This is a genomic window from Mesorhizobium sp. M1A.T.Ca.IN.004.03.1.1 (assembly GCF_003997555.1).
Classification (GTDB): Bacteria; Pseudomonadota; Alphaproteobacteria; order Rhizobiales; family Rhizobiaceae; genus Mesorhizobium.
Window position 1 is genome coordinate 1 of record NZ_RZTV01000245.1, and the last position, 277, is coordinate 277.

The following is a 277-nucleotide window of genomic DNA, read 5'->3' on the forward strand; positions in this document are numbered from 1 at the left end:
TGAGTGTTGTTTGGCTCGGCGTAGATCGCTTCCGCGACATCACGCCCTACCTTTGCAGCGGCAACATCGAAGGCGCAGGATATTTCAATATCGTGCGCGTGATAGCCGCCGAGATCAGTATGCATGAGGCCTGGAACCGGCTCGTTTTCTCGGGCGTTATCATAGTAGGTAAGTCCTTGAACCAATGACGAGGCGCAATTGCCAACTCCCACCAATCCGACGCGAATGGATTTCGAACGCATGGTTCCCTCCAGGGGCTGCTTGCTGAGGCATCTAC

At 54.9% G+C, this 277-nt stretch carries 1 pseudogene; it reads right to left on the reverse strand.

Annotation, left to right across the window (positions count from 1 at the left end):
- Nucleotides 1-242, reverse strand: a pseudogene (locus EOD29_RS31540) (inositol-3-phosphate synthase); the annotation flags it as partial.
- Nucleotides 243-277: the final 35 nt, after the last annotated feature.